The sequence below is a fragment of the Halomonas sp. HK25 genome, from assembly GCF_047795635.1.
GTDB lineage: Bacteria > Pseudomonadota > Gammaproteobacteria > Pseudomonadales > Halomonadaceae > Halomonas.
Window position 1 is genome coordinate 3,938,802 of the sequence record NZ_CP181044.1, and the last position, 19,991, is coordinate 3,958,792.

At 58.1% G+C, this 19,991-nt stretch carries 14 protein-coding genes; 2 read left to right on the forward strand and 12 right to left on the reverse strand.

What is annotated here, in order from left to right; genetic code table 11:
- Positions 1-102 precede the first annotated feature (102 nt).
- The 7 genes from ACM26W_RS18520 to ACM26W_RS18550 all read right to left on the reverse strand — a co-directional run bounded on the left by ACM26W_RS18520 (position 103) and on the right by ACM26W_RS18550 (position 10,562).
- Positions 103-1,353: a sarcosine oxidase subunit beta family protein gene (locus ACM26W_RS18520; protein WP_416138425.1), complete on the reverse strand. Its 1,251-nt coding sequence runs from the start codon at positions 1,351-1,353 to the stop codon at positions 103-105.
- Between the two features lie 38 nt (positions 1,354-1,391).
- Positions 1,392-2,711 (reverse strand): serine hydroxymethyltransferase, encoded by a 1,320-nt coding sequence (gene glyA, locus ACM26W_RS18525; RefSeq protein ID WP_416138426.1) that lies wholly within the window; start codon positions 2,709-2,711, stop codon positions 1,392-1,394.
- A gap of 321 nt (positions 2,712-3,032) precedes the next feature.
- Complete coding sequence (locus ACM26W_RS18530; RefSeq protein WP_416138427.1) at positions 3,033-4,088, reverse strand: GlxA family transcriptional regulator; 1,056 nt, start codon at positions 4,086-4,088, stop codon at positions 3,033-3,035.
- 126 nt (positions 4,089-4,214) lie between these two features.
- Positions 4,215-4,916 carry an isochorismatase family protein gene (locus ACM26W_RS18535; protein ID WP_416138428.1) on the reverse strand — a complete coding sequence of 234 codons (702 nt, stop codon included), beginning with the start codon at positions 4,914-4,916 and terminating at the stop codon, positions 4,215-4,217.
- 170 nt (positions 4,917-5,086) lie between these two features.
- Positions 5,087-6,604 (reverse strand): NCS1 family transporter, encoded by a 1,518-nt coding sequence (locus ACM26W_RS18540; RefSeq protein WP_416138429.1) that lies wholly within the window; start codon positions 6,602-6,604, stop codon positions 5,087-5,089.
- A gap of 85 nt (positions 6,605-6,689) precedes the next feature.
- Positions 6,690-8,450 carry a hydantoinase B/oxoprolinase family protein gene (locus tag ACM26W_RS18545; RefSeq protein WP_416138430.1) on the reverse strand — a complete coding sequence of 587 codons (1,761 nt, stop codon included), beginning with the start codon at positions 8,448-8,450 and terminating at the stop codon, positions 6,690-6,692.
- An 18-nt stretch (positions 8,451-8,468) separates the two neighbouring features.
- Positions 8,469-10,562, reverse strand: coding sequence for a hydantoinase/oxoprolinase family protein (locus ACM26W_RS18550; protein WP_416138431.1), 2,094 nt, complete (start codon positions 10,560-10,562; stop codon positions 8,469-8,471).
- 222 nt (positions 10,563-10,784) lie between these two features.
- Between ACM26W_RS18550 and ACM26W_RS18555 the strand changes: the two genes are divergently transcribed.
- Positions 10,785-11,687 carry a LysR family transcriptional regulator gene (locus ACM26W_RS18555; RefSeq protein ID WP_416138432.1) on the forward strand — a complete coding sequence of 301 codons (903 nt, stop codon included), beginning with the start codon at positions 10,785-10,787 and terminating at the stop codon, positions 11,685-11,687.
- Between the two features lie 121 nt (positions 11,688-11,808).
- Here ACM26W_RS18555 and ACM26W_RS18560 read toward each other — a convergent pair whose 3' ends face one another.
- The 3 genes from ACM26W_RS18560 to ACM26W_RS18570 all read right to left on the reverse strand — a co-directional run bounded on the left by ACM26W_RS18560 (position 11,809) and on the right by ACM26W_RS18570 (position 16,105).
- Positions 11,809-13,032 carry a PucR family transcriptional regulator gene (locus ACM26W_RS18560; RefSeq protein ID WP_416138433.1) on the reverse strand — a complete coding sequence of 408 codons (1,224 nt, stop codon included), beginning with the start codon at positions 13,030-13,032 and terminating at the stop codon, positions 11,809-11,811.
- Positions 13,032-14,288: a cytosine permease gene (gene codB / locus ACM26W_RS18565; protein ID WP_416138434.1), complete on the reverse strand. Its 1,257-nt coding sequence runs from the start codon at positions 14,286-14,288 to the stop codon at positions 13,032-13,034. The genes ACM26W_RS18560 and codB overlap by 1 nt, the downstream gene beginning before the upstream one ends.
- A gap of 365 nt (positions 14,289-14,653) precedes the next feature.
- The gene (locus ACM26W_RS18570) at positions 14,654-16,105 is read right to left on the reverse strand and encodes a sodium:solute symporter family protein (protein WP_416138435.1); all 1,452 of its coding nucleotides are present in this window, start codon (positions 16,103-16,105) and stop codon (positions 14,654-14,656) included.
- A 268-nt stretch (positions 16,106-16,373) separates the two neighbouring features.
- Here ACM26W_RS18570 and ACM26W_RS18575 point away from each other — a divergent pair, with 268 nt between their 5' ends.
- Positions 16,374-17,237 carry a LysR family transcriptional regulator gene (locus ACM26W_RS18575; RefSeq protein ID WP_416138436.1) on the forward strand — a complete coding sequence of 288 codons (864 nt, stop codon included), beginning with the start codon at positions 16,374-16,376 and terminating at the stop codon, positions 17,235-17,237.
- 161 nt (positions 17,238-17,398) lie between these two features.
- Here the strand turns inward: ACM26W_RS18575 and ACM26W_RS18580 are convergent, their stop codons facing one another.
- Together ACM26W_RS18580 and ACM26W_RS18585 are read right to left on the reverse strand one after the other, a co-directional pair.
- The gene (locus ACM26W_RS18580; RefSeq protein WP_416138437.1) at positions 17,399-19,108 is read right to left on the reverse strand and encodes a BCCT family transporter; all 1,710 of its coding nucleotides are present in this window, start codon (positions 19,106-19,108) and stop codon (positions 17,399-17,401) included.
- A gap of 95 nt (positions 19,109-19,203) precedes the next feature.
- A complete protein-coding gene (locus ACM26W_RS18585; protein ID WP_416138438.1) occupies positions 19,204-19,977 on the reverse strand; it encodes a creatininase in 774 nt (257 codons plus the stop codon).
- Between the last annotated feature and the right edge of the window lie 14 nt (positions 19,978-19,991).

Genomic DNA, 19,991 nt, shown 5'->3' on the forward strand with positions numbered 1-19,991 from the left:
GCAAGGCGTTCGACGAGAGAGGAGCCGCAGTGTACGGGGTAGGTACATGAGGACTCCGATGAGTCGAACAACGCTGCCATCGCGTGGCGCAGCTCGCAGAAGTTAGTGAGCAACGCCGGCCGCACCGTGCTCGTCCACCAAGGCGCCGGTGTGGAAACGGTCGATGGAGAACGGGGCCGCGAGCGGATGGGTCTGGTTCTTGGCCAGGGTCCAGGCGAAGACGTGGCCCGAGCCCGGGGTGGCCTTGAAGCCGCCGGTGCCCCAGCCGCAGTTGAAGTAGAGCCCCTTCACCGGCGTGGCGGAGAGGATCGGGCAGGCATCCGGGCAGGTATCGACGATGCCGCCCCATTGGCGGTTCATGCGCACCCGCGAGAAGATCGGGAACATCTCGACGATGGCCTGCAGGGTGTGCTCCACGGTGGGGTAGCTGCCGCGCTGGCCGTAGCCGTTGTAGCCGTCGATGCCGGCGCCGATCACCAGGTCGCCCTTGTCGGTCTGGCTGATGTAGCCATGCACGTGGTTGGACATCACCACGGTGTCGAGAATCGGCTTGAGCGGCTCGGAGACCAGCGCCTGCAGCGGATGGGACTCCAGCGGCAGTCGGAAACCGGCCATTCCGGCCAGCACCCCGGAGTTGCCCGCTGCCACACAGCCCACGGTCTTCGCCTCGATGTCGCCGCGGTTGGTGTGAACGCCATAGACGCGGCCGTCACGCATCTTGAAGCCGGTGACCTCGGTGTTCTGCAGCAGGTCGACGCCGAGGGCATCGGCGGCCCGGGCATAGCCCCAGGCCACGGCGTCGTGGCGCGCCACGCCGGCACGCGGCTGCCAGGAGGCGCCGAGGATCGGATAGCGGGCGTTCTTCGAGCAGTCCATGATCGGCACGATCTCCTGCACGCCCTTGGCGTCCAGCACCTCGCCGTCGATGCCGTTCAGGCGGTTGGCGTTGACCCGGCGCTGGATGTCGCGCATGTCCTGCAGGGTGTGGCCCAGGTTCATCACCCCACGCTGGGAGAACATCACGTTGTAGTTGAGATCCTGGGAGAGCCCCTCCCAGAGTTTCATGGCGTGCTCGTAGAGCGCCGCCGACTCGTCCCACAGATAGTTGGAGCGCACGATGGTGGTGTTGCGAGCGGTGTTGCCGCCGCCCAGCCAGCCCTTCTCGACCACGGCCACGTTGGTGATACCGTGCTCCTTGGCCAGGTAGTAGGCGGTGGCCAGGCCATGGCCGCCACCGCCGACGATGATCACGTCGTACTGCTTCTTGGGGGTGGGATTGCGCCACTGGCGCTCCCAGTTCTCATGGTGGCTGAGCGCGTGCTTCGCCAGCCCGAATCCTGAATAACGTTGCATATCTTTCTCCTGAAACCGCTCCTGACTGGTAAAGGCGATCAGACCGCCGATGCGGCGGCAGCCTCGGTGCGGACCTGCTGATCGGTAGCAGCGGCCTCAGCGTAGACCGGATGGCGCTCGCAGAGCGCGGTGACCTTCTCGCGCACCTCGGCCTCCACGGCGTCGCTGTTGCGCTGCACGGACAGCACATCGAGGATGTCGCAGATCCAGCCGGCCAGCTCGCCACACTCGGTCTCGTCGAAGCCGCGGGTGGTCACCGCCGGGGTGCCGATACGCAGGCCGGAGGTCACGAAGGGGCTCTGGGGGTCGTTGGGCACGGCGTTCTTGTTGACGGTGATACGGGCGCGGCCGAGGGCCGCGTCGGCATCCTTGCCGGTCACGCCCTGCTTGATCAGCGAGACCAGGAAGAGGTGGTCGTCGGTGCCGCCGGAGACCACGTCATAGCCGCGCTCGATGAACACGCCGGCCATGGCGCGGGCGTTGTCGATCACCCGCTGCTGGTACTGCACGAATTCCTGGCTCATGGCCTCCTTGAAGGCCACCGCCTTGGCGGCGATGACATGCATCAGCGGGCCGCCCTGCTGACCCGGGAAGACCGCGCCGTTGAGCTTCTTGTAAAGCGCCTCGTCGCCGTGGGCGGAGAGGATCAGGCCGCCGCGGGGACCGCGCAGGGTCTTGTGGGTGGTGGTGGTGACCACGTGGGCATGGGGGATCGGGCTCGGGTAGTGGCCGGCGGCGATGAGCCCCGCCACGTGGGCCATGTCGACCATGAACCAGGCACCCACCTCGTCGGCGATGGCGCGGAAGCGGCGCCAGTCCACCACCCGCGCGTAGGCCGAGAAGCCGGCGATGATCAGCTTGGGCTTGTGGCTGCGGGCCAGACGCTCGACCTCCTCATAATCGATCTCGCCGGTCTCGGGGTTCAGGCCGTACTGCACGGCGTGGTAGTGCTTGCCGGAGAAGTTCGGCGCGGCGCCGTGGGTCAGGTGGCCGCCATGGGCCAGGCTCATGCCGAGGATGGTGTCGCCCGGCTTGACCAGCGCCATGAAGGCCGCGGCATTGGCCTGGGCCCCGGAGTGCGGCTGGACGTTGGCGTAGTCGGCGCCGAACAGGTCGCAGGCGCGGTCAATGGCCAGCTGCTCGACCACGTCGACGTGCTCGCAGCCGCCGTAGTAGCGCTTGCCCGGATAGCCCTCGGCGTACTTGTTGGTCAACTGGGTGCCCTGGGCCTCCATGACGGCCCGGCTGGCGTAGTTCTCGGAGGCGATCAGCTCGACGTGATCTTCCTGGCGCACCATCTCGTCGGCGATGGCGGCGGCGATCTGGGAATCGAAGGCGGCGAGAGAAACCTGGTTCATGACTGACTCCTGTTGTTATCGGTAGTGACTGTTGTCGGTAGTGACAAAGCAGGCAGGTTGTTCCTCGAATCTATCGGTGTCCCGCCCGCGTGAAAAATTTGAAATCCTTATGCGCAGATAACCGCTGCCGAGATCATCCGGCTCACCCATTGATTAAAGGCGACGACGGCGCACAAGAATTGAACAAATGCGACAGACTTCCGGAACGCCGGGTACATCCGGAGCAGGAAGCCTGCCTGAGCGGGCACGGAGGCGCCTCACGCGAAGGGCATGACACTCATCCTGGACACTAGAGGGGAGGGGCGGTCACCCATGGGAGCCTCAGAGTGCCGGGCGGCCCTCGACATGCAGGAAGAAGGGATCGACGCGGTCGCTTCCGGGCTCGCCGGCGCGCTTGCGCATCTCCGTCGGCGTCATGCCGAAGGCACTGCGGAAATGACGTGAAAAGTGGGCGGTATCGGCGAACCCACAGCGCTCGCCGATCTCGGTGATGCTCTTGCCGGTGTAATGAAGCAGCCAGACGCCATAGCGCAGCCGAAGGTCCCGGGCGAACTTCTGAGGGCCGACGCCCAAGGTTTCCTGAAAACGACGCTCCAGGTTCCGGCGCGAGGTGCCGACCCGCTCGGCCAGCGCCTCCATGGAGATCGCTTCGCCCAGATGCTGCTCGAGCACGGCGAGGGCGCGGCGCACCAGGCGATCCTCGATCTTGCCGAACACCACCGGCTGCGGCTGGGGCTGAGTGCCGGCACGGGCCTCATCGAGCAGCATGATATGCAGGCTCTTCATGGCCCACGCCTTGCCCAGGTGTCGTTCGACCAGGTAGGCGGCCAGATCTGCCGCCGCCGCCCCGCCCGCACAGGTGAGCCGGTCCCCGTCGTCGATGAACAGACGATCGGCCACCGGCTGGATGGCAGGAAAGCGCTGCACCATGTCGTGATGGTGATACCAGCTGACGCAGCAGCGACGCCCCTTCATCAACCCCGCCTGGATCAGGGCAAAGACGCCGGTGCACAACCCTACCAGCGGCACTCCGGCCTCCGCCGCCTGGCGCAGGTAGGCCAGGGCGGTGGAATCCGTACGGTCGCGTTCGTCCTGTACGCCACCGATCACCACGATATAGTCGAACTCGGTAGGGTCTCGAAACGGCAGGCAGGGGGAAACAGCGGCGCCGCAGCTGGAGAGGGCCTCCTGGCCGGCGCTGGTCATGAAGTGCCAGTGGCAGCGCAGCTGGCGGCTGCGATCCCCCTCGTCGGAAGCCAGTCGCAGGCAATCGACAAAGGCGGCAAAGGGCAGCAGCGTGAAACGGTGCAGCAGGACGAAGCCCACCGAGAGGGGCTCTCGCTGTGCGAGGTGATGCGTGGCCGCTCCTGGCGTCATGGCAATCCATCCTGTAGACCCGGTTGCAGGTTCGAGATCATAGCCTACCTCGCCACCGGCACCACCCCCTCGAACAAAAGCGAGCCCCAGAGGGCTCGCTTCCTGTTCGATGAGCCGATGACAGGCTCAGGGTTTGGACTGACCGATGGTCTCGATATAGTCCACGCAGCGATCCACCGACTCGACATCACCAAACTTGGCATCGATATCGAACAGGTTCCAGGCTACCGCTCCCGGCACCCGGTCGCCGATACACTCCTTGACCGCGATAGGACGGAAACCGTCCGCGATGCCGTCACAGATCGTCTGGCGAACACAGGCGCAGGCCGTCACACCCGTCACCAGGATCGTATCGACACCATTGGCACGCAGGATGCCTGCGAGTTCGGTACCGTGGAAGGACGAGGCCCGCTTCTTGAGAAGCGTATATTCGCCCTCGACCGGAGCAATGCGCGAATCGATGGCCCAGAGTTCCTTGTCGGCAAGATCGACAACATCGACGGGAATCTTGTTGTGCCACAGGCCCATATCGGTGAAGGGCGCGTTGCGGTCGGTGATCTCGTAGGCCGTCGTCACGTGGATAACCGGCAGGTTCGCGGCGCGGAATGCCTTGAGGAGCCTCTGCATACCGGGAATGATCTCGTTGTCCATCTTCTCCTGATCGCAGGTGAAGGGGTTGCCCGGACGGGTCCAGGCATTGGCGAGGTCAACACTTATCAGAGCCGGACGTTTGCCGAAACCGACACGACGCTGAAAACCACGCTCCTGGTAAAGCTTGGTGGACTCTTCGAAGGCCTGCTCAAGCATTGCCATCAGATCTTGGGACATTTCGCTTACTCCAGATTAAAGAGATTTTTTATTCAGGTGAATGCACAAATAAACTTGTGCCATAAGGCAACTTGAAGATTAACTACCCGGCTTGATGCCGTCCAATTACATTTATGAGAGAATTGATGCCGCCGCGAGCAAGAATCCACCCAGAACGGCACCACGATATCCTAGAGATCCTCTCGCGAGATATCCTTGTTCAGCTCACTGGAGTGCACACGCTTGAAGTCTCGGGCTTCTCGATCATAGACCCAGTTATAACCCGCGCTGGTTCCCAGATAATCATCCGAAACAGTCGCGCCACACTCGTCCTGAGGAAACCGCTTCATCACAAACAGTCGCATGATGGCAAAGTAGATCAGCGCACCGAGCAAGAAGCCTAGAACAAATGCCCACTGCTCCGCATAGAATGCCACCGTGCCAGCGACTACCCATGCTATGATGCCTGCAGGATTGAACCCCCTGACATAGTGAAACTGACCGCGCTCCCGATAAAGGTCCGGAACATTGATTCGTCTCTTCCTTACAAAGTAGTAATCCGCCACCATGATTCCACCGATGGCAGAGAGGAAGGCACCATAAGAAAACAGGAAGCTGAAAAGGTTGTCCAGAATTTTCCAGGGCATGAACAGCGTTCCTACTACAGCGGCTATCGCCACCGCGACAGGATAAGAAACCCTCGGAGCTCCGGCATTGACAAAAGCAAGCGCCGCAGGGATCAGGTTCGCCGCATTGTTGGTTGACCACTGGGCCAGAATCACAAGAACAAGAAGAATGATCAGGCTCAGGCCCTCGCCCTGTCCCTGAATGACGGTGACAGGGTTCCAGTCACCTGCGGCAATAAAAGATACGGCACCGATCAGGGCTATCCAAGCCTGAGTCGCAGGAAGTGCGAGAAGCTGAGCTAGCAGAACATTCTTGTTACGATGGAAGAAGCGCCTTTCTCCAGAGGGGGATCTGACAAACCGAGTGATATTGGGAATGTCAATAGCCAATGTAGACCAGAATGCCACGTTGGCGAGAAAGAGGGTGAGAACTGTCACATCCTGATCGCCAACAAATCTCCAGATATTGATTCCCTGGGTTTGCGCAAGAACGTCGAGAGTAAAGTACATCCAGATAGAGATAGCCAGAATGGCCGGTGCCGCAATAGCGGCAAGCCGCTCAACGGCCTTGATCCCCATTGCCGTATTAGCCACCTGTACGACCGCAAATAAGAAATACCACAAAGCCCAGTTGGAGAAGCCGGTCAAGTATTCAAAAATACCATTGAGCGCCAATGCACCAAGGTATGTTTGAATGCCGAACCATATGGCAGCGATGATACCGCGAAACACTGAAGGGAAGTGCGTTCCATACACACCAAATGGAGCCCTGAGGTAAACCGAGAACGATAGACCATGCTCCGTGCCGATATCAGCTGTCAAAAGCATCAGCAAGGCCAGCACCACATTGGCAAGGAATATGACCAGAACAACATGCAAGAGTGGAACACCAGTAATGCCATTGGCACCAAGTTGGAAGGTGGCGATCATGACGGCGATGCCAACCCAGATCCAGACAAACCCCAACGCCGTAATTGGCCTCTGGTTGTTGACTACGGGGAGTATGGATTCTTCTAGTAGATGATTCTTTTCAGACGCGTTTGGCACAGGTCTGCTGGCAACACCAGTATCTGATGTAGTCATAAGATAACCCTTGGTATTTGAAATTATTCATCAGGCCAGGAGCATAGGGACGGAAAATGGTGTCCGCCCCTGCTGGTTAGTGAGCTCAGCCCCCCATTTCACTACGCCTTGCAGCAGTTGCTAGGCGATCGATTTCCAGGTTGTCATTGAGTACAACCCCGTAGGCATCATAGGCATGTTGTACTGTACAGAAATCATCAAGTACGTCTTCCCTCACCTGTTCTGGTGGACGCTCCAGAGGGCTGCCATACCCTCCACCACAAGGAGCATAGAATGCCATGACATCATTGGCCTTCGTGGTATATCCAGAGAACTTCGAGGGCATACTTGTGACATTGTCTTTTGAGTGATAATTGTAAATATCACATTTCCCGACGGCGCCTTCCGAACCTCCAAAAGCCCCCCAGGGTACATGGGTATGCCTTTCACTCTCGTGTGTAATAAAACCCGGCGTCAGAACGCGCTGAGCCTTGACAACACCGATACCGCCTCGATACTTACCAGCCCCGGGCATGACATCATCCCGCAGCTCATACCGATCACAGATCATGGGCAAATGCATTCCCAGGTCTTCGATGGGGTTGTTCCTGGTATTCGCCATAAGATTATCGATCGCATCTGGTCCGTCCGACTGCGGGCGGCCACCATAAGCCCCCTCATTTACCTCCAGGAACACCCAGTAATCACCATCATCTTTCAAGCCTGCATAGGAAGCGAAGGAAATGGCAGCAGAACTACCGGCAATTGTCTGGTCTGGAAGAACAGGTGCCAGTGCCTTGATGATCAGATCAATCATCATATTGCACTGGGTAAAGCGTGCCTCAGCGGCCGCTGGGAAAATGGGATTAAATATGGTGCCTTCAGGCGCCACGACATCAATAGGCCGGAAGGAGCCCTCATTCGAAGGAATAGGAACTTCCAGCTTGCTGGAATCGAGCAGTAACTTCCTGAATGCGGCAAATGCAGCCACCTTGCAGGAGCCCTCAAAAGGTACATTATACGCAGTCGGCGTCTGATCGGCGGACCCTGTCAGATCGACAGTGACTGAATCGCCCTTGATTTTTACAGTTACCACGACTGGCAACTGCACATCGCGATTCCTTCCATCGTCATCCAGGAGGCCTTCAGCTCGATACTCACCATCAGGTATCTCGGAAATCTTGTTCCTCAGCATTGTTTCCGAGTAGTCCATAAGCTGGTAAATGGCAGAGAACGTGAACTCTTCCCCATATTTATCAAGCAGCTGCTGAAACCTTTTGACTCCCAGCTGAGCGGAGGCTATCTGAGCCTCAATGTCTCTCATTAATTGTACAGAAGCCCGACTGTTCGCCGTGATCATTTTCGCAAGGCCTTCATTCTTCTTGCCTTTCTCATAAAGCTTCAGGCCCGCAAACAGCATCCCTTCAGCATAAACATCACCCACATCAATGATTAGACCAGGCGTTGCAGCACCAATATCAATGTGGTGAGCCGTATTGGCAGAAAATCCGACCAGCTCTCCTTTATAAAATATCGGAATAATGATTGCCAGGTCAGGGGTATGGCTTGATCCGTAGTAAGGGTGATTGTGAACAACAACATCACCCTCGTGCCATTCGCCATCCTGAAGTGTCCTCTCAACACCTCTTAGATAAGCCGGTATCGAACCGATGTGCATTGGCGTCGACTCTGACTCACAGATAGTCTGATAGTCTTTATCAAACAGACCTGCACCCAGATCCTGTGACTCCCGAATGATTGATGAAAACGACATCCGGTAGAGAACATGCCCCATTTCCTCGGCAATGGTATCCAGGGCACCACTGATCACTTGCATGGTAATTGGATCTACTTTCTTGTTTTCCATCTTCTCACCCTCTCTACCTTAACTGGATTTCGAGATCATCAGGTTTCCAAAGCTTGATACGGATGCGCTCCATCCCGGCGGCACCAGCGACGTTGAATCATGCTGCATGACCAGTGCCGGACCATTGATAATGTGGCCACTCAGGAGCTTGTTGCGATCATAGCGAGGAGTCATGAGGGTTTGCCCAGCATCGAACGTTGTTTCTCTTTCATACATGATGGCTTCTTCAAGGCCTTTTCCGTTAGCTGGCTCAAGCGCCTTCCACTCCAGGATTTTTGAGTCAGAACTTCCGACGACTCGAAGTGTCACAAGCTCGACCTCAGCATCATCATACCGATAGCCGTAATCAATATCATGCTGCCTATGGAAGTTCTCAACCACCTTTTGAACCGAATCAATGGTCAGCTCACCGTCGGGTATTTCTGCCCGGAGCTCGAAGCCTTGGCCATGATAACGACACTCAGCAAATCTGGTCAGCCTGATTTTGGAAGGTTCGACACCATCCTTGATAAGCTTGTTGCTGGCCTCTTCATCAAGTTCCTTAAGCAGAGACTGCAGGGCTTCGGACTGGTTGCCACTGATTGAGGTCAGCTCACACAGGTATGATCTCGTGATCTCATATTTAAGGTTAGTGGTTAACAGGCCAGCTGCTGAAGTGATGCCGGGTGCAGGCGGAGCTATAACCCCTTTGGCATTTACTTCCTCTGCCAGGGCAGGGCCATGAACAGGACCAGCACCGCCAAACGGCATCAGCATGAACTCTCTGGGATCCACCCCCTTGGCAACAGAGTTGGAGCGAATAGCAAGTGCCATGTTGTTATTGACGATCTTGATAATGCCTAGCGCAGCGTCTGTCACACTCATGCCAAGTGGCTCTGCAATCTTTTCCTTGATGGCCTTATATGAAAGGTCGGAGTTGATTTCTAAATCCCCACCTAACATCTGATCCGGATCCAGCCGACCCAGCAAAATATTAGCATCGGTGACAGTAGGTTCTTCTCCCCCACGGCCATAGCAGGCCGGACCGGGCATTGAACCCGCTGAACGTGGGCCAACCTGGAAACCGCCGGCTTCATCGATATAAGCGACTGAACCACCTCCGGCACCGATAGTGATCAGGTCAATCATGGGAACCATCACAGGGTGCCCAGCAACATAGGAGTCCCGAGGGTTCATGATCTTGATATCACCCTCTACCAAGGTCGAGATATCTGCCGAGGTTCCGCCAATATCTACGGTTATGATATTTTTTTCTTCATCAAGGTCGGCAAAGTAGCTTCCTCCAATAACACCACCGGCAGGGCCAGACATGAGAATATTCACTGGCTTCTCACAACAGCTATCTACTGTTGCTAGCCCACCATTTGACTGAATGATTCTCAAGTCCGCATCGATGCCGTTCTCCTTTAGCTGACGCTCGAGGTTATTCAGGTACATTGAGGTCTTGGGGCCAACATAGGCATTCATGGCAGTGGTAGAAAATCGCTCATATTCACGCATGGCATCTACAACTTCACACGAGCAACACACATAGGCGTCTGGCATTTCTTCCAGGACTATCTCCTTCGCTCGTAGCTCATGGTCTTTGTTGAGGAATGAGAACAGAAATCCAACAATAACTGACTTGACACCCGACTCCTTGAGTTTCCTGGCAGCCTGCCTGACTTCTTCTTCATTCAGGGGAACCTCTACGTCACCGGAGGGGGGCAGGATTCGCTCCGAAATGGGTATTCGGTTCCTTCTTTTAACCAAGGGGTTGGATTGCCAGGGAACATCAAAGTGGAGGGAAAAGTTGTGAGGGCGCTTGTGTCTGCCGATGTGTAGAATGTCTCTGAAGCCTCTGGTAGTCAGCATGCCCACTTCTGCACCATTGTGCTCTATGGAGATATTGGTCGCCACGGTCGTGCCGTGCACGATAGTGCTGACTTCACTTCTCTGAATTCCTGCCTTTTCACAGACCTCCAGCACACCTTTCAAAACGCCTATCGACTGATCCTGCGTCGTGCTCGGCACCTTATGGCGGAATGTTCCAGCGCCAACGGAGTCAGACGAGAAAGTCTCCAGAATAATATCGGTGTTCGTCCCACCGACATCCACTCCAATACGAGCCATTTCATACCTCACATTAATTGTTGGATTATGCTGACAGGCAGCTACTCAGTGGCCTGGTAAATCACGACCAGCTGAAGATGCCTTCATGGTATACTCACCTTCTATTTCTCAAGCTTGAGACTCAGGTTCGTGACATAAATTTTGACTTGACACCTGGAATCCTAGAGCCTATCAATCATTGCGTCTAATGCCGTTTTTGCAAAGATTATTACCGGTGAATGCATGAATATACGATTCGATCTGCGTCAGGTGAGAGCCTTTCTCGCCGTCGCCAATACCCTCCATTTCAAGCAGGCCGCAGAGGTATTATGCATCACTCAGCCGGCTCTAAGCCGACTTATCAAAGGCTTGGAGGAGAGCATTGGTGCCGAGCTTTTTACACGTACCACGCGTCAGGTGGAGCTGACCGTGGCTGGCAGGCTTTTCATGGAGGAGTGCCAGCAGGCCATCACCCATCTGGAGCGAGCCACCCACCTTGCCCAGCAGGCAGCCAGCGGCGACATCGGACATCTCTCCATTGCCTACAATGATTTTTCCATTAACGGCGTATTGCCCAGCATTCTTGAGACTTTCAAGGAAAAGTATCCCGAGATCTCGGTGGACCTTGTCTATATGCCGTCCCACACCCAGCACAAGGCACTGCTGGATCATGAGATTGATGTAGGGTTTCTGATCGGCCCGCTGGACATCGAGGGTATCGACACCTTTCGTGCTGCCTTGGAGCGCATCGTTGTAATTCTTCCCAAGCGTCACCACCTTGCTGGCATGAAGCGGCTGAGCATTCGGGATCTGGCTGACGAGAAGTTCATTCTCGGCACGGAAAGCGGCTGGAACGAGTTTCGCCAGTATATTTTCAAGATCTGCTTACAGGCCGGTTTCACTCCCCAGATAGTGCAGGAGGCCAGTACCAGCAGCGGTATTTTCGGCCTGGTAGCTGCCAACATGGGCGTCTCCCTGTATTCAGATTGTATCAATCGCTTTCAGCGTGATGACATTACCGTTGTTCCGCTGGATCACGACGATTACACCGTTGAAACCATCGCGGCCTGGAGCCACGCCTATGCCACTCCCAGCTTCCGGCTTTTCCAGCAACTCCTTCAGAGCAAGCTCAGTGGCCACACTTAATGGGTGATCCGCCGCTGGGCAACTCAAGTTGCCATCAAACCGACCTGTACCAGGATCTCCAGAAGACGCCATTGCCGATGGCCTGCGTGTGGCGCAGGCGTGCATTGATGACTTCCATGGTCTACCTCTCGAAGGGGTCAAGGGTGTGGTGCTGAAACAGCATCTGTTCGATCAGCATGGCATTTTGAATATTCAGACGCGCATAAGGGTCATGAAGCGAATGCCCGACAAGCCGTTCAAAGCGCTTGAGCCGCTGACGCAGCGTATTGCGATGGATGCCCAGGGCCTCCGAGGCCTGCAGCTGGTTGCCGACGCAGTCGAGATAACGCCTGACCGTCTGCTTCAGCTCGCTCGATTCCGGGCCGAGGGCAAAGCAGAGCGGCCCCAGCTGCTGCTCGCAGAAATTCGCCAGCAGGGTGCGCTGGGGAATGGCGGCAAAGAGTCGCGCAATGCCGAGCCGCTCGTGGAAACACAGGCGGCTGGCGTGATGCTGGAGGGCAAACTGCAACGCCTGGCAGGCCTGTTCGGCGGCGTCGGCCAGCTGGTACAGCCCCACGTGCAGTTCGCTGACACCGGCATGTAGCGCCCAGTCGGGCTGCTGCGACTGCAGGATCGCCATGGCCTGCTCAAGCTCATCCGGCAGCTCCGTCATGCCGTCGGGGCTGGCAGGCCACAACATGAGCCAGCACTGGGCGTGCCGCAGCACCGGCCATTCGATACCGCGCCGCTCGAGCAGCGCTGCCACCTGCCGCTCCATCAGCTCCTCCTGCTGGGCGCAGGGCTGAGCGATTCCCTCGCTCCTCTCCAGGGCCACCGGACGCAGCGCCACTACCACATAACCCCTCGCGGCACTGATCCCCAACTCCCCGGCACGCAGCTCGATCAGCTCCGGCGTTCCCGCCGCACCGTTGAGCAACCTCGACAGGAACAGCTTGGTTGACTGACCAGCCAGGTTGTCCTGCACGATGGTGTTGCTGAGCGTTTCGGTCACCGTCACCAGCGGAAGGGCATAGGGCTGTTCGAAGAGTGGACAGCCAAGCTCATTGGCCAGCCTGATGACACTGGCCGGGATCTCACGCATGCCGTCGTCGCCGGCCAGGACGACAAACCCTGCCACCTGCTGCTCCACCCCCTCGCGCACCAGCTGCTGCAGCTCTACCTCGCCACGCGGCCGGCTGATGCCTGTCACGAAGACCAGTTCGCCGCCGCGCACCCAGGGGGCCAAGGTGCGACTCTCGGCGATATAGGGCCAGCGAATGACGTTCTGACTACCCTGCCAGCCGGCCTTGAGACGAATACCGTCCAGGCCAGGCAGGCGCACGATGTCGGCGCAGCAGAGGGCCATCAGCCCTTCACCACTCGCATCGAGGCAAGGCGCTGGGGCAAGTGATAGAGCACCCCGTAGCCGACCACGGCGGCCAGCACGCCGACTACCGGAGGTAGCACGGGCGAGCCATAGGCCGCCGCAGAGCCGATGGCGTAGGCACCCAGGCCATGCCAGTTGAAGGCCGGCAGGCTGGCCTGGGCCAGGACGGGATAACGGCCCCGGTGCTTGAGCCAGAAGTCGGCCATGATCACCCCGCCGATGGGCGGAATGAAGGTGCCCAGCAGCAGCAGGAAGGGGATGAGCAGGTTGTACATGCCACCGACGGCCAGCACGGTCCCCACCATGGCACCGCTGGCCGTGACGATCCGGCGCTTGTCGGTGCGCATCAGGTTGCAGCCAGCGACGGCAAAGTTGTAGATGGTGTTGTCCTGGGTGGTCCAGATGTTGAGGAACAGCATCAGCACGGCCAGGGTCATGAAGCCCTGCGCCATCAACACATCCACGATATCCGCCTGCTGGTAGACCAGCGCACCGAAGGCACCGGTCAGAATCATCAGACCATTGCCGACGAAGAAGGCCGCCAGGGTGGCGATCACCGCAATCTTCGGGGTACGAGCGAAGCGCGCCCAGTTGGTCGCCTGGGTGCCCCCACTGATGAAGGTGCCGATTACGATGGTGATGGCCGCCGTCACATTCATGCTGGCGGTGGGTGCATGGGCGTCCAGGCCGGTGAACCCGCCGATCTCGATGAACCCTTTGTAGAGGCTGATCAGGATGAAGATCAGCATGGCCGGCACGGCAAACCGAGACAGCAGATCCATCCCCCGGTAGCCCACCATGGCAGTGATGCAGAAGGCCAGGCCAAACACCACCATCAGCGGCGCCGTGAAGGCATCGGGGATGCCGGTGGCCTTGACCAGCACCAGGGCGATGGTCGCGGTTCCCCAGGCGTACCAGCCGATCTGGGTGAAACCGAGAATGACATCGGACAACTTGCTGCCCAGCTCACCGAAGCAGAAGCGCCCCATCAGCACCGAGTTGAGCCCGCTCCGACAGGCGATATAGGCCAGCGTGGCCGCATAGCTGCCCAGCAGCAGGTTGCCGATCAGGATGATCCACAGCAGGTCCCCGATGGCGAAGGCTTCGCCAAGGGCGCCACCGGCCCACATGGTGGACGTGAAGAAGGTAAAGCCCAGCAGGACAAGCGAGGTGGAGACGAGACCCTTGCGGGCCTCCCCGGGCACTTCACTTAGCGGATAGTCGGAATGTTTCATACAGTAACCCCTTGATTTTTCGCATCGAGGAACGTTCTGCATGATTTAATGCAAGGCACATGCCATCTCTTGCGATTGCGAGAGGGACACCGCGGCAGTGTGGTGGGTGGCGCGCGACGAGGCATCAAAGGTGTGCGCTCTGCACATAGTGGCGATATTGCGAGCTTGGCTGACGGGAAAGCTCAGCGCCCCGTGCACCAGAGGTGATCATGGAGCACTGTTGCGGTGCAGCAACTCGGTGAGGCGTTCTCAGGCAACAAGCCCTCACAGGAAGCGGGTGAAGCCCACTTGAGTTGCGGGCGGGCGAAATCTGCTGAAGGCGCTGAGCCAGTGGCTCAGCGCCTTCATACAGGGCAGCAGTCCAACTAGACACTCTGCCTCTGCAAGCTCTTTTGGCGAGTCAGTATCGAGATCACCACATAGCAAGCCGAAGAAACGACGCAGCCGGTCAGAGGCCCGATCAGCCAGCCCACGTCGGCAAACAGCATCATGTAGCCGCTGGTGAAGAAGCCTACCAGCATGGCACTGAGTGCCCCCCAGGCGCTGCCCTGCCAGAAGGTGGAGATAAATACCGGCCCGATCATGCTGGCCAGCAGGGTGCCGGAGCCGAGGATACCTAACCAGGAGAGCATGAAGGGCGGGGCATAGAGCATCATCACCAGGGCCACCAAGCCCAGCACCACCACCGCGGCGCGATTGATCATCAGCGCCAGGCGCTCGCTGGAGACTGGGCCGAACAGCGCCAGGCGCAGGTCGTGGGAGGTCGCCGAGGCCACCGTGTGCAGCAGAGAGTTGGCGGTGGACTTCATGGCGAAGATGATGAACAGCGTGATCACCCCCTGAACGGCGGGGTGCATGAACTGCTCCAGGTAGACCGGCATGGCCATGTCGGGGTCGGCCAGGTCGGGAACATGCATGCGCACGTAGAGCCCCACGATGGGAATCAGGCTCAGCAGAGCACCAAGTATGGCCACATAGACGCCCACCTTGTGGAGCTTGACATCCGGCCGCATGGCCAGGAATCGGATGGCCATGTAGGGCAACACGGCAGCGAACAGGAAGGCGTAGGGCAGCACCAGGAAGACGGTACCAATGGAGTCGCCGTAGTGCGCCCCAGTGGTCGGGTTGAGCAGCTCCGGGTCAATGGCGTTCAGCGATGCCTCCCAGGTGCCCAGGTCCACCGAGGTAAGGATCTGCAACAGGATAATGACCGCCGCCAGGGCCATGCCGCAGACCATGACCGTATCCGTCCAGGCGACGGCGGCCAGGCCACCGAGCATGGTATAGACGATGATCACCGAGACCATCAGGAAGGCGCTCTGGTTGAGCTCGATTCCCAGCCAGCTGGCGCCGAGTAGACCCACGGCCTTGATCTGGCTGGTCAGGAAGACCATCAGCAGCAGGATGGTGATGAAACCAGCCACACCCTGCAGCACACGCCCCATGGCACCGCTGCCATGGCTCTGTGCGATATACTCAGGGATAGTGTTGCTGCCCATCTCGAGGGCCCGACGCTGCAGGAAGCGCGCGAAGTAGAGCACAGCGATCATCATGGCGGGGGCAAAGAAGAAGTTGCCCAGCACCTCGATGGCGCCGAACTGGTAGGTGACACCGGGAGAGCCCATGAAGCCCCAGCCGCTGAAGCCAGTGGCGACGATGGTACCGGCCGCCACGAAGGCACCCAGCGACCGACCGGCCACCAGGAAGCCCCCCTCATCGCTCTTGTTCATGTACTTCGAGGAGAGGAAACCGAGATAGATCAGCAGGCCGAAGGTCAGGATCAGCAGGCCCCAGTTGAACAGCTTGTAGGCATCCATGGTCACCTCCTCTTCGATCCGTCAGCGAATTTTTGCTTCAGCTCTCTGCGGAGGTAAACGGCACCCGAATGGATCAACATATAGCAGGTCAGCACCAGAAAGGTGCTCAATACCCAGGAGTTCATCTGCACATCCTCTTGTTGTTGTTTCTGCCCTCGATGTGGGGCTCATGTATTGCCTCTTCCGGCATCATCAAGGTATTTTACGCCCTGATGTCCCGCCAATTTGTATGCTAAATGGCCTCATAAAAGATCAAAATGGCATAACGATGACAAATATCCCGACCGACCTGCTGAGAACCTTTGTCACCATAAAAGACCTGGGAGGTTTCACCAGTGCCGGCGAACTGCTTGGCCGCTCACAGCCGGCCATCAGTCTTCAGATAAAGAAGCTGGAAGAGATACTGAATACCAAGATATTCCTGCGCGGATCCAGCCTGGAGCTGACCGAGGATGGGGAATATCTCTATGAGGCTGCGCGACAGATACTGGAGATCAACGACCAGATCATTGCCAAGGTCAGGGGGGATCACATCTCCGGCAAGGTCAGGCTCGGCATTCCCAACGATTTCGAGCTGGCTTTCCTGCCCAAGGCGCTGAGAAACCTGTCTCGCGTCTACCCCAATATCATCATCGAGGTTGACTGCGAGATCAGCAAGGTGATACTCCAGCGCTACCAGAAGGGGCACTATGATATCGCCCTGGCCATGGAGCGAGCCAAGACGAACGAGGACAGGGACTCCCGCGACTACCGCCTGGAGAGCCTGGAGTGGGTCTACAAGGACAGTCGCCTCATCAATGGCCATGAGGAGCCCATCCCGCTGATTGCCTACCCGCCGGGGTGTGTCTACCGCTCCATCATGGAAGAGGCCCTGCAAGGACAACAGCACCCCTTCCGCTTCATGTACACGAGCACCAGCCTGCTGGGTATCTTCTCTGCCGTCGAGGAGGGCCTGGGGATCACGGCGATGGCCAAGTCAGTGATTCCCGATAACCTGAAGCATGCGAGCAGCGCCAGGGACCTGCCGGAACTGGAGAGCGTCTGCATCGGCCTGTACTACAAGGAGCGCGAGCTCAACACTGCCTCTCGGCACGTGCTCGACTTCCTGCGTTCAGGGCTGGCCAATATCTAGTCGCTTCTGAAGGACAGTACCGACTCACCATACAGGTCTTGTCGACTTCATCATGCACCTGGCCTGGCAGCCGCGTCAGGCAGCTGTCAGGCCAGTCGTCAAGCGGCGTCCATGCTCTCTACCGACGCCGTGCTCTACCAGGGTTCAGCGCAATTTATCGGCTATCGCGCGCCTAAACCACTCGGTTTCAGTCCATCGTCGGTTACAGCCTGAACGTCACCTTCACCATTGACCTTCAGCTCTACATCGGGATCGGGATTGTTCACCACCTTCTCCAGCTCCTTGGTCGAACGATCCCGGTTGAGTAGCCTTCTTATCGTGTTGATAATCATCAGCAGAATCACGATCGAGAAGGGGAAGGCCCCGATGATGGTGCCGGTCTGAACCGTATCGACGACGCCGCTGCCCCCCAGGGTCAGGAGTATGGTGGCAACCGCCCCGATACTGATCACCAGAACGACCCGGAACCAGGCACCCGCCCTTTTCGGTGCAGAGACGAAGTCCGCGAGCGCATAGGTGCCGGCATCCAACGACGTCACGTAGTACGTCGCTACCAGTACCGTCGCGACCACCAGGAGCAGGCTGCCGACGATCGGAATCGACTCCAGCATGGCGAACAGCCCACTGGCGACGTTGTCGTTCACCGCTGCCGAGATTCCGCGTCCCGAACGATCATCGTAGTAGATGGCGGCAGACCCCAGCACGCCAATCCACACCATGACGATCAGGGAAGGAATGACGGTGACGCCGATCACGAACTCACGTAGCGTGCGGCCCCGCGAGATACGTGCGATGAATCCGGCAACGAAGGGCGAGAAAGCAATGACCCAGCACCAGATGAACACGGTCCACCACCCGTTCCAGCTCTGCTGCCATGATGTCAATGGCTCGGCGGTACTCGGCGCATCCGTCCAGAAGCTCATGGGAATGAAGTTGGTGAAATAGGAACCGAAGGTCTGAGTGATGTTGGAGATAATGAACAGCGTCGGCCCGAAGATAAAGGCGGCAACCACCAGCACGACACTCAGGATCGAATTCGTTTCACTGATCAGGCGCATGCCTCGGCTGATGCCGAAGAAGGCCGAGATGGCCGCGGCAGTCCCCAGCCCCACAATGACGAACAGCCAGATGGTGGGACTGGAAGCCAGCCCGGTGAAGGAGGTAAGCCCCGAGGTGAACTGCATCGCCGCAAAGGCGAAGGAGGTGGACAGACCGAGGATGGTCGCCATGATCGCCAGAAGTTCGACGACCACACCGGCGCCGCCCTGGGCCCAGCGCGGCAATATGTCAACCGTCGCCTCACGGAACGTCAGGGACTTGCCCAGGTTGTGATGCGAGTAGGCCAGGCATACGGCCACGACACAATACATGGCCCAGGCAGTGAAGCCCCAGTGGAAGTAGGCCCAGACCAGCCCGCCCCCCGCCACGTTGCCCTCGAGCGACTGAATGACCGGGCTTGCGTCGCGCAACATGATCGGCTGGGCCACGGACCAGAAGATCAGCCCGATACCTTGCCCGCAGGCGAATAGCATCGAGTACCAGGCAAAGTTGCTGTATTCCGGCTTCGCGTTGGGCCCACCCAACCGTACTTGCTTGCCAATCTTGCTGAACACCAGCCAGGCACATACCGCCACGGCAAAAAGGGAGTAGAGGATAAACAGCCAGGTAAAGCCACCGGTGACGTACGTCCGCATGTCAAAAATAACGGAGGCGACGCCGTCGGGCTTCCTCAACACCATCACGATAAGCGCGATGATGGCGATCGGCGGGGTAAATTGAATGACCAGCCTGCCTATGGGCGGCAAGTCACTCCCCGTGAATCGAGGAATAGTAACGGGTTCCTTACCCCCCGTTATCTTGTCGCGTTCCACGTTTCTGTTTGCCATAGAATTTCACCTCACTGTTATTGTAGTTTGGCAACGACGGTTCTTTTGTTGCCGACTTACGCAGATGGATACGGCCTTTATCAAAGGCTATCGCCCTGACTCAAGTGCATCACGATTCCCGAGATGCACTCATCCAGGATCAGCTCCCCTTTCTCCGCCGTGGATTTCAGCGGTGATGAGAGGGTGCCGGAAGGTGCCACCCAGGAGGGATCGGGGGGGAAGACATCGTAAGGCGGGAAGGTGGCCGGCTCCACATGGACTGCTTTTGACATATCGACCAGGTTCGGATGAATCTTCAACATGATGGAGGTTTCCAACACGCCTCCATGCTCGACGGCCCAGCCAGCAAAGCCATCCGGGAACACTTTTTCGATGGTCGCTTCACTGATGAAGTCCCAGTAGGACAGCAGGTAGATTTTGATACTTATACCCTCCACCCTGCACTTGTTGACCAGCTTGTCGGCGGCCTCGCACAGGCACATGGAGTTCTCGAAGTGCCCATTGATCAGAATGAACTCCCGATTACCATGATTCACATAGGCCTGCATGACATCGAAGGCATAGTTCTCAAGGGAACTCGCCGACACGCAGGTCGTACCCGGAAAGAAATTACCGCCTCCAGACTTGACCTGCGACTTGTAGCCATAGCTGATCGCTGGTGCCACGAGCATCTTGCCGGCTTTTTGTGCTACTTGCTCGGCAATATGACTGGGAATCAGCACGTCCGGATTCAGTGACATATGGGGGCCATGCTGCTCGATGGCCCCGATCGGTAGAATGATCTTACTTTTTCCGTTCTCGGTGAGCTCCTTGTAGGACACCCAGTCCATATTCTCGATCTTGACATTGCTCATTTCGACTCCCCAAC